This window comes from Pontibacter actiniarum (genome assembly GCF_003585765.1).
Classification (GTDB): Bacteria; Bacteroidota; Bacteroidia; order Cytophagales; family Hymenobacteraceae; genus Pontibacter; species Pontibacter actiniarum.
Genome location: NZ_CP021235.1, coordinates 1,091,792 through 1,103,122, shown reverse-complemented (window position 1 = coordinate 1,103,122; position 11,331 = coordinate 1,091,792). Strand labels below are relative to the sequence as shown.

Genomic DNA, 11,331 nt, shown 5'->3' with positions numbered 1-11,331 from the left:
TCTTGCGTAGATAAAATAAGCGCTTAATTTGATAAGATTATGAAAATAACGTACTACGGCCAGTCTTGCTTCTTATTTGAAATCGGAGAGAACCGCGTGTTATTCGACCCCTTCATCTCCCCTAACGAGTTAGCATCCAGCATAAACGTAGACGATATTAAGGCAGACTACATTCTGCTTTCGCACGGCCACCAGGACCACGTGCACGATGCCGAGCAGATTGCCAGAAACAATAACAGCACCATCATCGCCACCTTCGAGATAACGAACTGGTACGGCGCCAAAGGGCTGGAGAACCTGCACCCGATGAACACGGGCGGTAAAGTGACCCTGCCTTTCGGAACGGTTAAAATGGTGAACGCCGTCCACTCCAGCTCTTTGCCAGACGGCACTTACGCCGGCACCGCTGCGGGCTTTGTGGTGGAAACAGAGAACAAGACTTTTTACTACGCCGGCGACACCGCCCTCACCTACGATATGAAGCTCATTCCGGAGCAATTCGACGTGGATTTTGCCCTGCTGCCAATCGGGGACAACTTCACTATGGATGTGCATGACGCCATGATTGCGGCCGACTTCGTGCAGGTAGACAAGGTGATCGGCATGCACTTTGACACCTTCCCGTACATCAAAATTGACAAGGAGGAAGTAATGGAGGTGGCGCAGATGGCAGACAAGGAACTTATATTGATGGAGATAGGTCAAACGATTGAACTATAAGGAAAGAATGGGAAAGATTATAGCGGTTGCAAACCAGAAAGGTGGCGTAGGAAAAACCACGACGGCTATTAACCTCGCAGCCAGCCTGGCAGCCTTAGAATATAAAACGCTTTTAGTAGACGCCGACCCGCAGGCCAACGCCACATCGGGCCTCGGTTTTGACCCTGCCACCATCACCAGCAGCATTTACGAGTGCATGGTGGAGGACGTAAAGGCGGAGGATATTATCCTGCAGTCGCCGAACATCGAGTTTCTCGACCTCATCCCCTCGCACATCGACTTGGTGGGCGCCGAGGTGGAGATGATCAACATGGACAACCGGGAGGAGAAGATGCGCGTGGCGCTGAGCAGCCTCAAGCAGCAGTACGACTACATCATCATTGACTGCTCCCCCTCGCTGGGCCTGATTACGGTGAACTCTCTCACCGCCGCAGACTCCGTGGTGATACCGGTGCAGTGCGAGTACTTTGCCCTGGAGGGCTTAGGCAAGCTCCTGAATACGATCAAGATCATCCAGTCGCGCCTGAATACGGAGCTGGCCATAGAGGGCATTCTGCTCACGATGTACGATGTGCGTCTGCGCTTGAGTAACCAGGTGGTGGAAGAGGTGAAAACGCACTTCCAGCAAATGGTATTCGACACGATCATCCCAAGAAACGTGAAACTAAGCGAGTCGCCAAGCTTTGGCATACCAGCGCTGCTGCACGATGCCGAGAGCAAGGGAGCCTTGAGCTACCTGAACCTGGCCCGCGAGATAGCAGAGAAGAACAGCGTAGTGCTGGCGAAATAACCATACGAGTACATGTCTGATAACAAGAATTCTGCAGCGAAACGCAAAGGCGGCCTCGGCCGAGGCCTGGGCTCTCTTTTGGAGGGCAATAAGTACACCGGCAAAACAGAGTCTTCCACCACAAACGACGTAAATACTATCGCAGATATAGCCATTGAATACATACAGACCAACCCTTACCAGCCGCGCACCCATTTCGACCAGGCTGCGCTGGAGGAGTTGGCAGAGTCTATTAAGGTACAGGGCATTATCCAGCCTATCACCGTTCGCCAGTTAGGGCCGAACAGCTATCAGCTGATTTCGGGGGAGCGCCGTTACCAGGCCTCCAAAATTGCCGGGCTGACCGTTATACCTGCCTTTATCCGCAAGGCAGACGACCAGCAGATGCTGGAGATGGCCCTGATCGAGAACATCCAGCGTGAGAACCTGAACGCCATTGAAATCGCCCTTTCCTATCAGCGCCTACTCACCGAGTGCAGCCTGAAACAGGAGGAGCTGGGCGACCGCGTGGGCAAGAAGCGCACAACCGTTACCAATTACCTGCGCCTGCTTAAGCTTCCGCCGGATATCCAGATCGCCCTGCGCGACAACGTCATCTCTATGGGCCATGCCCGTGCCCTCATCAACATCGACACCATTGAGCAGCAGCTGGATGTGTTTAAAGAGGTGGTGGCCAAGGAGCTGTCGGTGCGTAAGGTAGAGGAACTGGTACGCAACCTGCAGAATGCGAAGAAAAAGCCGGACGCGCAGCAGAAGCTGCAGTTTGGCAAGTATGACGAGGAACTGAAGTCTGTGGAGAGCAAGCTTACCTCCCAGTTCGGCACCAAGATTCAGGTGAAAGCCAACAACGACGGCAAAGGCGAAATCAAAATCCCTTTTGTGTCGGTGGATGAGCTAAACCGCATCCTGGAAATTTTAAACTATTAACGCTAGATGAGGCTGAGGATAGGCGCTGTGGCATGGCTGTTGGGCTTGGTGTTATACTTTGCCCCGGCTCCCTCCCAGGCCCAGGTGATAACCGAGGGCCCCGATTCGGTGCGTGTGCCTGTTGAGGCGGTGGTGATGGACACCATCAACGAGGAAAAGTGGTTTTTCCTGAGCGAATGGGACCGGCCAGCGAAAGCGGCTGTGTTTTCAGCCATTATTCCCGGTGCCGGCCAGTTCTACAACAAGTCATACTGGAAGATCCCGATCGTTTATGCCACCGGGGCTGTGCTCGGCTACTTCTACGTGACCAACAACAATAATTACCAGGACTACCGGAAGGCGCTGATCCAGCGGGTAGACAATGACCCTACAACGGTAGATAAATTTGCCGATGCACCTTATCTGGGCACATCCAACGGGCAAACCGCTGTAAACGCCCTGAAGTACCGCCGGGACTACTGGCGGCGCAACCGCGACCTGACGGTGATACTCTCGGTGGCGGCTTATACCTTACAAATAGCGGAGGCTTATGTGCACGCCCACCTAAAGGAGTTTGACGTGAGCGATGACCTTGCCCTGCGCATGCAGCCCAACCTCCTCCCGGTTTCCTCCCAGCCAGGCACGTTAACGCCAGGCTTTACATTGACGCTTTACACAAAATCCAGATGAGAATCCTTTTGATAGGCTATGGCAAGATGGGTAAGATCATTGAGCAGATAGCTGTGGCCAAAGGCCACGAAGTAGTTGGCAAGATCAGCCATACAAATAGCGAGGAACTTCAGCAGTACACCTCCGGTAATACGGATGTTGCCATTGAATTTACGCACCCGACTTCTGCCTTCGCCAATATCAGTTACTGCCTGTCGCAGGGAATCCCGGTTGTATCCGGCTCCACAGGCTGGCTTGAGAAGTTTGATGAGGCCACGCAGCTGTGCGAGCAACACAAGGGCGCCTTTTTCTACGCCTCTAACTTCAGCGTGGGTGTAAACCTGTTCTTCCACTTTAACGCCTACATCGCCAGCAAAATGCAGGAGTACAAGGAGTACGAGGTAGCCATCCGCGAGATTCACCACCTGCAGAAGGTTGATAAACCAAGCGGAACAGGCATTACCACAGCAGAAGGCATACTGGCCAGCTACAAAGATTTAAGCGGCTGGGTGAGCGATAATCCGGAAGAAAAAGCTAAATTAAACATTGCTTCGGAGCGTGAGCCGGACGTAGTTGGTACGCACATTGTTACCTACAGCTCGGACATCGACACCATTGAGCTCGGGCACACCGCCCACAGCCGCGCCGGTTTTGCCGAAGGCGCCGTGATGGCCGCAGCCTGGCTGCAGGGTCGCCAGGGCGTGTACGGCATGAAAGACATGCTGAACCTATAACCATAGCCATTGCAGATGAACGTTAAATTCTGGGACAAGAAAGCAGAAACAAAGGAGCCTAAGAAAAAGAAGAGCTTTGCCCGCGAATGGGGCGACGCCATCCTTTTTGCCGTCATAGCGGCAAGCCTTATCCGGTGGGCCACCTTTGAGGCTTATACCATTCCAACGCCATCCATGGAGAAATCCCTGCTGGTGGGCGACTTCCTGTTTGTGAGCAAGCTGCACTACGGCCCGCGCACGCCCATGACACCGCTGCAAGTGCCCCTGACGCACCAAACCATCTGGGGCACCAACATCCCCTCCTACTCCGATGCTATCCAGCTAAAGCCGCACCGCCTGCCGGGCTTTTCAGAAGTTAAACGCAACGATGTGGTAGTGTTCAACTTTCCTCCGGAAGAGCAGCACCCGGCCGACCTGCGCACCAACTATATCAAGCGCGCCATTGGTTTGCCCGGCGACTCCCTGCAGGTGAAGGACCTACAGGTGTACATCAATGGCAAGGCTATTGAGAACCCCGAGAAGATGCAGTACAAGTACCTGCTCGTGCCAAACATGCAGCTGTCGGACAAATTCTTCCAGGACCGCAACATCAACCTGCACGATGTGCAGCTTTTTGAAAACGGGTACGTAGTGGATGCCACGCCGGAAGTGGCTAAAGAAATGGCCTCGCTGGACTTCATCAAGGATGTTATCCTGCTTAAGAGCCTGCCAGGCAAGGCCGAAGCAGAGGTTTTCCCGTTCAAGCCAAGCCTGTACGAGTGGAACAAGGATAACTACGGGCCGATCTACATTCCGCAGGAAGGCGCCACGGTAGCCATTACGCCGGAGACACTGCCCTTCTACGAGCGGGTGATCCTGGACTACGAGCACAACGATAACGCCGAGGTGCGCGAGGGCAAACTCTACCTGGACGGGCAGGAGGTGAAGCAGTATACCTTTAAGCAGAACTACTACTTCATGATGGGCGACAACCGCCACAACTCCCTTGACTCCCGCTACTGGGGCTATGTGCCCGAAGACCATATTGTGGGCAAGGCTGTGATGATCTGGATGTCAACCAACCCGGAAGGGAGCTTCTTTGACAAGATCCGCTGGAACCGCCTGTTCAAAGTAATTGAGTAACCGATCCCTTTAAAAGCAAAACAGCCAGAACTGCAGAGTTCTGGCTGTTTTGCTTTTAGGGCTTACCTCCGGTCTAAGTTCTGTAAAGCAAGTGGCAGCGTTGCTAGTTCGCACTCCGGTTGCTGCTAAATCTACCGTTACAGAGATACATTACAGCAGCTCCTGCACATTTTCAGGCGGGCGGCCCAACACAGCTTTCTGGTCCTTCACTACAATCGGGCGCTCTATCAGCACAGGATGTGCGGCCATGGCCTGTATCCATTCCTCGTCTGTCAGGCTTTTGCCTTTGAACTGCTCCTTGTAAACAGCTTCGCCTTTACGCAGCAACTGCTCCGGCCTCATGTTCAGTTTCTGCAGCAAGCCGCGCAGCTCTGCAGCGCTAGGCGGCGTTTTCAGGTACTCCACCACCTCTACTTCCTGGCCGGCGTTATGAATCAGCTCCAGGGTTTGGCGGCTCTTGCTACAACGGTTGTTGTGGTATATCTTCAGCATGGCGCTACTTTTTTGTTGACGGATGAATTTACGCAAAAATAGCGTTCTGAAACAGGCAAAAGGTAGTGCCAACCTCCCAAGGGTAGCAGAGCCAACGAACACTCCAAAGCAAGATGCTGTAAGATTTGATTTATGAAGTAAAGAAAGCAAACTGGTTTAGCCGGTTCACACACCCATTGGTAGTAAAAAAGAAAGCCGCTGAAACCCAAATCAGCGGCTTTTTCATGCAACCTAACACAGTGTTGTCATGGTACAAAAAACTGCATCCCAGCAGAACGCAGCTTAATCAATCTGGAATTAAAAACTAATCAAAACTATTTTCCTATAAATATTTCTTTCTTTTGTCGGCGGTATCCGAGCCTGCACTGTCGCTGCTCCTTCCGCCCTGGTAGCTCCAGGCATTGCCCGGCTTGTTTAATGCAGGCAGCCAATACCATTTCTGATCTTTTAAAGCTACTTTTACATTTAACCTGCTTCAAAGTTGGACCTTTAAATGCAGCATGCAAAACTATTTTTGGGCTGTGCTACTATTTCAAAAAAGCAAACCAACATACATATACATCTGATTATCAATAGTATAACTAAAAGTTTATTACAATGTCTAATGCTTCGTCAGATGCTGTTTTTCAGTTAATTAAGTCGTTGGCGCGTTCGGAGAAGCGGCATTTCAGGCTTTTTGCCACCCGGCAGAGCTCCAGCGGCGACATAAAATTTCTGCAGCTCTTTGATGCCCTGGACGGGTTGGCGCAGTATGACGAGGAAAAGATACTCAAACAGGTGCCGGCCATTAAGAAGGCCCAGTTGGCAAACCAGAAGGCAAACCTCTACAAGCAGCTGCTGGCGAGCCTCCGCCTCTACCACGCCAACCAAAACACCGACATTCAACTACACGAGCTGCTGGATTACGGGCGCGTGCTCTATAACAAGGGCCTGTACCAGCAAAGCCTGAAGATACTGGAGAAAGTGAAGGTGGCGGCGCAGCAAGCCTCGTTCCCGCACATCATGCTGCTGGCCATCAACTATGAGAAGCAGATTGAGCAGCAGTACATTACCCGCAGCCTGGAAGGCCGCGCAGAGGCGCTGACGCAGGAGGCAAGCGTAACGGTGAAGCACCTGGAGCGGCTGCACCACAACTCCAGCCTGGCGCTGCAGCTGTACGGCCTTTACATTAAGCTAGGGCATGCCCGCACGCCCGAAGACTGCGATAAGCTAAAAGCTTTTTTTAAGGCCAACGTGCCGGAGCTGAACCTGCGGGAGGCTAGCTTTGCCGAAAAGCTGGCGTTTTACCAGGCGCACGTGTGGTACCACTACATCTTGCTGGATTTTAAGGCCTGCTACAGGTATGCGCAGAAGTGGGTAGACCTATTTGAGGAAGAGCCGCAGATGAAGCAGCAGCAAACCACCAACTATATCAAAGGGCTGCACAACCTGCTGCTGGCGCTGTACGGCCTGCTGTACTACAGCAAGTTTAAGGAGGCATTGCAGAAGCTGGAAGAATTTGCAGCAGACAGCACGCGCCGCAGCAACCCCAACATTGAGATGCTGCTGTTTCTCTACATCTACACCAACAAGATAAACGCTTCGTACATGGAGGGGCGCTTTACGGAGGGGCTAAAGCTGGTGCCGGAAATCAGGCGGAACCTGCGCGTGTTTCAGCAGCAGCTGGACCCGCACCGCCAGTTGGTGTTCTACTACAAAATAGCCAGTCTATACTTTGGCAGCGGCGACTATAAGAGCTCCATCCTGTACCTCGACAAGATCATTAACTTTAAGGAAGTGAGCCTGCGCGAGGATATACAGTGCTTTGCGCGAATACTGAGCCTTATTGCCCACTACGAGGCAGGCAAGGATGAGCAGCTGGAGTACCAGGTAAAGTCGGTGTACCACTTCCTGGGCAAGATGAATGACCAGCAGCCGATGCAGGTGGCAATCTTCAAGTTTCTGCGCAAGCTGCCAGACATTAAGCCCCTGGAACTAAAAACCGCTTTTGCCGCCCTAAAGGAGAAGCTGCTGGAAATATCTGCCAACCCACTGTATAAGCGCCCGTTCCTGTATCTGGATATCATCTCCTGGCTCGACAGCAAGATTAACAACGTGCCGGTGCAGGAGGTAATGCAGCAAAAGTTTAAGCAGCTGAAATAGCAGGTCTATACTTGCGGTAACAGTTCTATACTTGTAGCCGCGCAGCGCAGCAACCCCATACCGGCCACTGCGCCTGCGCGGCTTCAGAAAGCGGGTTTACCAGTCGATGGGTTTCTTGCCGTGTTCCTCTAAATAGCTGTTGGCTTTGCTAAAGTGGCGGCTACCGAAAAACCCTCGGTCGGCGGCGAACGGGGACGGGTGTGCCGCTTTCAGCACCAGGTGTTTGCTGTCGTCGATAAAGGCGCCTTTCTTCTGGGCATACGCCCCCCACAGCATAAACACCACGTTCTCCTTCAGGTCGTTCACTTTCTTCACTACGGCATCGGTAAACTCCTCCCACCCCTTCTTCTGATGCGAGCCCGCATTGCCTGCACGCACGGTAAGGGTAGCGTTTAGCAGCAGCACGCCCTGCTTTGCCCACCGCTCCAGGTTGCCGGTGGCGGGCATGTCTTTCCCCAAATCACTTTTAATCTCCTTAAAGATATTGAGCAAGGACGGGGGCGTACGCACCTCGTCGCTCACAGAAAAAGCCAGCCCGTTTGCCTGGTTGGGCCCGTGGTAAGGGTCCTGGCCCAGTATCACCACCTCAACCTTATCAAAAGGGCACAGCTGAAACGCATTGAAAATCTGGGTGCCCGCCGGATAAACTTTCTGAGAATTATACTCGTCCTTTACAAAGGAAACTAAGTTCTTGAAATATGGCTTTTCAAATTCATCTTGTAAGACATTTTGCCAGCTTTCTTCTATCTTTACATTCATGAGTTAGTTAGGCTTGTTGGGTTAGATTGACAGAGACCAAAGCCGCAACTGTAACTGCAGGCGCTGCTCAGGTTTCTAAGTATACAAAAAACTCTGGAACATGGATACAAAAACAACGGAAGGTGTAAAAGTAACGGTTACGACGAATTACTTGCCGGACTATTCCAGCCCGGTGCAACAGCACTTTGTTTTTGCCTATAGAATAAAAATAGAGAACAAAAGCGAGTTCACGGTAAAGCTCCTGCGCCGCCACTGGTACATACACGATGCCACGGGCGTTGTGCGCGAGGTGGAGGGAGAAGGCGTTGTGGGGCAGCAGCCTGTGCTGGAGCCCGGCGAGATGCACGAGTACGTGTCGGGCTGCAACCTGAAGACGGGGATCGGCAAGATGCGCGGCAACTACCTGATGGAGCGCCTCGTGGATGGCCGCCAGTTCAAAGCCAACATTCCCGAGTTTACGCTGGTTGTTCCTTACAAGCTCAACTAAACCTGACGTATTATTAGAAAAGACAAAAGGGCCTGCGCAGAAAACCTGCGGGTTTGCAGCTGCCCCTTGTGTCGCCCAATCTACCTCTGTGTCTTACATAAGATTAGCCGCTGACTACCTGCTCTACCGGATGCGCGCCTATAAGCTGCACGGCGTCCACTCCCCTTTCGTATTTGACCTGTACCACAACGTACTGCACCATACGGGCCACTACCCTGCTTACGACCGCGTAGAGACCCTGCGCGACCAGTTGCTCGAGGATAACCGGGAGCTGCGGATCACTGACTTCGGCGCCGGCTCAAAAAGTATAAACCAGCACGTGCGCCGCATAAAGGCCATAGCCCGCACATCGGCCAAGCCACCCAAGTACGGCCAGCTGCTGTTCCGTCTCGTTAACCACTTCCAGCCCCAAACCATACTTGAGCTCGGCACATCGCTTGGGCTTACCACCTCCTACTTAGCTGAGGCCCGCAGAAAGGCAGATATTCATACTTTTGAGGGATGCCCCAGCATTGCACGGGTGGCGCGGGAGAACTTTAAAAAACAGGGCCTGAAGAATATTAACCTGGTGGAGGGCAACCTGGATGAAACGCTGGAGAAGCAGCTGCAACAGCTAGACCGGCTGGATTTCGCCTTTCTGGACGGAAACCACCGCTATGAGCCGACGATACGCTACTTTGAGAGCTGCCTGGCAAAGAGCCATGAAAACACCGTACTGGTGCTGGATGATATTTACTGGTCTGCAGAAATGAAGCGCGCCTGGCAAGATATTAAACGCCACCCGCAGGTGCGCCAAACAGTGGACCTATACTTTGTGGGGCTGGTGTTCTTGCGCACGCAACAGCCTAAGGAGAATTTTACACTTTACTACTAGGCTATCAAGGGGAGGTAATAAAGTATAAAGGACAAAGGAAGTGTATTCCTTTGTCCTTTATACTTTAACCGGTAGCAATTACTGAATTGCCTGGCGGATGCGAATCAGTTTCTGCATCAGCGCCTCCAGCTGGTCCAGGGGCAGCATGTTAGCGCCGTCAGACTTGGCTATACTTGGCTGCGGGTGCGTTTCAATGAAAAGGCCGTCAGCACCTACGGCAATGGCCGCTTTTGCAATTGTTTCGATCAGAGCCGGTTTGCCGCCGGTAACACCAGAGCTTTGGTTTGGCTGCTGCAGCGAGTGGGTGATGTCCATCACCACTGGCGCACCTGTCTGCTGCATGGCCGGGATGTTGCGGAAGTCTACCACCAGATCCGAGTAGCCAAAGCTGTTGCCTCTGTCCGTCAGAACCACCTTGTCGTTTCCAGACTCCCGTACCTTATCAACGGCAAAGCGCATGGCCTCCCCAGACAGGAACTGGCCTTTTTTGATGTTCACCACCTTGCCTGTTTTAGCCGCCGCCACCAGCAGGTCTGTCTGGCGACACAGGAAAGCCGGGATCTGCAACACATCCACATATGCTGCGGCCATGGCAGCCTCGTCGCTTTCGTGAATGTCGGTTACGGTGGGCACGTCAAACTCCTTACCTACCTTCTCCAGAATGCGGAGAGCCTTCTCATCGCCAATGCCCGAGAAAGAATCCAGGCGGGAACGGTTGGCTTTGCGGTATGAGCCTTTAAATATCCACGGAAGCTGCAGCTTATCAGAAATGGTTTTGATGCGCTCAGCTATCTGCATGGCCATCTCCTCCCCTTCAATGGCGCAAGGGCCGGCCATCAGGAAGAAGTTGCCGCTGTCTGTATACTTCAGTTTCGGTATCTCGAACATAGTTTCTGTACGTTTATACTTGCCTTGTCGGCCTAGCAAAGGTAGCTAGGTAATTATAAATTAGGAATGATGAATAACGAATTAATAGGCGCGCAGGCAAAAAATTAAGCCTTACTCCGCTGCCTGCTTCTGCAGCAGTATAAACAGCTCACGCCCCTGCCTCGGCGGTATGGAGTTGTAGGCTGTCTCGAAGTGCAAAAAATCGAAATAAGGGCTGAAGTACGCGCGGTACTCCTCCCGGTCTCCGCCAAAGGGTGGTCCCGGGCTGGAGAAGGCGGTATCAAAGAGCAGGCCCATGAGCTTGCCACCCGGGTAGAGGAGCTCTGCGCATTTACGGGCATAGTTTGGCCGCAGGTCGGGAGGCAGGGCACAGAAGAAGGTCTGCTCCACTACCAGGTCGTACTGCCCCTCCAGGGAAAAGAAATCCGCCTGCAGCAGGTGCGCTTTCGGAAAACCAGGCACACGGCTTGCGAATTGCTGTAACGGCGCCTCCGCCAGGTCAGCAACATACACCTGCGTAAAGCCCAGGTTATGCAGGTACTCAGCCTCATAGGCGTGGCCGCAGCCCGGAATTAAAATCCGCAGTGCTTTGTTTTGCAGCTGATCAAAATATTCTCGGAGCGGTGCCGTTATACCTCCAACGTCCCAGCCTGTCTGGCCTTGTTGGTAACGCTGCTGCCAGTATGCTGCGCTAAATTCTTGGTTCATCTATCTACAATTATAGAATCAAATTTATATATTTGATTTT

At 52.6% G+C, this 11,331-nt stretch carries 13 protein-coding genes; 9 read left to right on the top strand and 4 right to left on the bottom strand.

Annotated elements, in window-relative coordinates; genetic code table 11:
- The first annotated feature begins 39 nt into the window (after window positions 1-39).
- The 6 genes from CA264_RS04785 to lepB are packed head-to-tail and all read left to right on the top strand — an operon-like array spanning window position 40 to window position 4,941.
- Window positions 40-720, top strand: coding sequence for a metal-dependent hydrolase (locus CA264_RS04785; protein WP_025605059.1), 681 nt, complete (start codon window positions 40-42; stop codon window positions 718-720).
- A 7-nt stretch (window positions 721-727) separates the two neighbouring features.
- Window positions 728-1,510, top strand: a complete 783-nt coding sequence (locus tag CA264_RS04780; protein ID WP_025605058.1) for a ParA family protein — start codon at window positions 728-730, stop codon at window positions 1,508-1,510.
- 12 nt (window positions 1,511-1,522) lie between these two features.
- Window positions 1,523-2,437, top strand: coding sequence for a ParB/RepB/Spo0J family partition protein (locus tag CA264_RS04775; protein ID WP_025605056.1), 915 nt, complete (start codon window positions 1,523-1,525; stop codon window positions 2,435-2,437).
- Window positions 2,438-2,443: 6 nt separating this feature from the next.
- On the top strand, window positions 2,444-3,106 hold the full coding sequence (locus CA264_RS04770) for a DUF5683 domain-containing protein (RefSeq protein ID WP_025605055.1): 663 nt from the start codon (window positions 2,444-2,446) through the stop codon (window positions 3,104-3,106).
- Window positions 3,103-3,819 (top strand): 4-hydroxy-tetrahydrodipicolinate reductase, encoded by a 717-nt coding sequence (dapB, locus tag CA264_RS04765; protein WP_025605054.1) that lies wholly within the window; start codon window positions 3,103-3,105, stop codon window positions 3,817-3,819. Before CA264_RS04770 ends, dapB begins: the two co-directional genes overlap by 4 nt.
- A 15-nt stretch (window positions 3,820-3,834) precedes the next feature.
- Window positions 3,835-4,941 carry a signal peptidase I gene (gene lepB / locus CA264_RS04760; protein ID WP_025605052.1) on the top strand — a complete coding sequence of 369 codons (1,107 nt, stop codon included), beginning with the start codon at window positions 3,835-3,837 and terminating at the stop codon, window positions 4,939-4,941.
- Window positions 4,942-5,091: 150 nt separating this feature from the next.
- Here lepB and arsC read toward each other — a convergent pair whose 3' ends face one another.
- The gene (arsC, locus tag CA264_RS04755; protein WP_036775484.1) at window positions 5,092-5,433 is read right to left on the bottom strand and encodes an arsenate reductase (glutaredoxin); all 342 of its coding nucleotides are present in this window, start codon (window positions 5,431-5,433) and stop codon (window positions 5,092-5,094) included.
- Window positions 5,434-6,030: 597 nt separating this feature from the next.
- On the opposite strand from arsC, the gene CA264_RS04750 reads away from it, so the two are divergent.
- Entirely contained in the window at window positions 6,031-7,575 is a 1,545-nt protein-coding gene (locus CA264_RS04750) for a hypothetical protein (RefSeq protein ID WP_025605049.1), read from the top strand.
- A gap of 96 nt (window positions 7,576-7,671) precedes the next feature.
- Here the strand turns inward: CA264_RS04750 and ung are convergent, their stop codons facing one another.
- The gene (gene ung, locus CA264_RS04745; RefSeq protein ID WP_025605047.1) at window positions 7,672-8,334 is read right to left on the bottom strand and encodes a uracil-DNA glycosylase; all 663 of its coding nucleotides are present in this window, start codon (window positions 8,332-8,334) and stop codon (window positions 7,672-7,674) included.
- A 100-nt stretch (window positions 8,335-8,434) separates the two neighbouring features.
- Here ung and apaG point away from each other — a divergent pair, with 100 nt between their 5' ends.
- Both apaG and CA264_RS04735 read left to right on the top strand, forming a co-directional pair.
- Complete coding sequence (gene apaG / locus CA264_RS04740) at window positions 8,435-8,821, top strand: Co2+/Mg2+ efflux protein ApaG (RefSeq protein WP_025605046.1); 387 nt, start codon at window positions 8,435-8,437, stop codon at window positions 8,819-8,821.
- An 88-nt stretch (window positions 8,822-8,909) separates the two neighbouring features.
- Window positions 8,910-9,695, top strand: a complete 786-nt coding sequence (locus tag CA264_RS04735) for an O-methyltransferase (protein WP_237151174.1) — start codon at window positions 8,910-8,912, stop codon at window positions 9,693-9,695.
- 78 nt (window positions 9,696-9,773) lie between these two features.
- On the opposite strand, the gene kdsA is transcribed toward CA264_RS04735, so the two are convergent.
- Both kdsA and CA264_RS04725 read right to left on the bottom strand, forming a co-directional pair.
- A complete protein-coding gene (gene kdsA, locus CA264_RS04730) occupies window positions 9,774-10,583 on the bottom strand; it encodes a 3-deoxy-8-phosphooctulonate synthase (protein ID WP_025605044.1) in 810 nt (269 codons plus the stop codon).
- A gap of 111 nt (window positions 10,584-10,694) precedes the next feature.
- Window positions 10,695-11,291 carry a methyltransferase domain-containing protein gene (locus CA264_RS04725; RefSeq protein WP_025605043.1) on the bottom strand — a complete coding sequence of 199 codons (597 nt, stop codon included), beginning with the start codon at window positions 11,289-11,291 and terminating at the stop codon, window positions 10,695-10,697.
- Between the last annotated feature and the right edge of the window lie 40 nt (window positions 11,292-11,331).

Coding starts and splice junctions, on each gene's coding strand:
- apaG (WP_025605046.1), top strand. CDS start 8,435: ATGGATACAAAAACAACGGAAGGTGTAAAAGTAACGGTTACGACGAAT.
- CA264_RS04775 (WP_025605056.1), top strand. CDS start 1,523: ATGTCTGATAACAAGAATTCTGCAGCGAAACGCAAAGGCGGCCTCGGC.
- ung (WP_025605047.1), bottom strand. CDS start 8,334: ATGAATGTAAAGATAGAAGAAAGCTGGCAAAATGTCTTACAAGATGAA.
- kdsA (WP_025605044.1), bottom strand. CDS start 10,583: ATGTTCGAGATACCGAAACTGAAGTATACAGACAGCGGCAACTTCTTC.
- CA264_RS04770 (WP_025605055.1), top strand. CDS start 2,444: ATGAGGCTGAGGATAGGCGCTGTGGCATGGCTGTTGGGCTTGGTGTTA.
- CA264_RS04725 (WP_025605043.1), bottom strand. CDS start 11,291: ATGAACCAAGAATTTAGCGCAGCATACTGGCAGCAGCGTTACCAACAA.
- CA264_RS04780 (WP_025605058.1), top strand. CDS start 728: ATGGGAAAGATTATAGCGGTTGCAAACCAGAAAGGTGGCGTAGGAAAA.
- CA264_RS04750 (WP_025605049.1), top strand. CDS start 6,031: ATGTCTAATGCTTCGTCAGATGCTGTTTTTCAGTTAATTAAGTCGTTG.
- CA264_RS04785 (WP_025605059.1), top strand. CDS start 40: ATGAAAATAACGTACTACGGCCAGTCTTGCTTCTTATTTGAAATCGGA.
- arsC (WP_036775484.1), bottom strand. CDS start 5,433: ATGCTGAAGATATACCACAACAACCGTTGTAGCAAGAGCCGCCAAACC.
- dapB (WP_025605054.1), top strand. CDS start 3,103: ATGAGAATCCTTTTGATAGGCTATGGCAAGATGGGTAAGATCATTGAG.
- lepB (WP_025605052.1), top strand. CDS start 3,835: ATGAACGTTAAATTCTGGGACAAGAAAGCAGAAACAAAGGAGCCTAAG.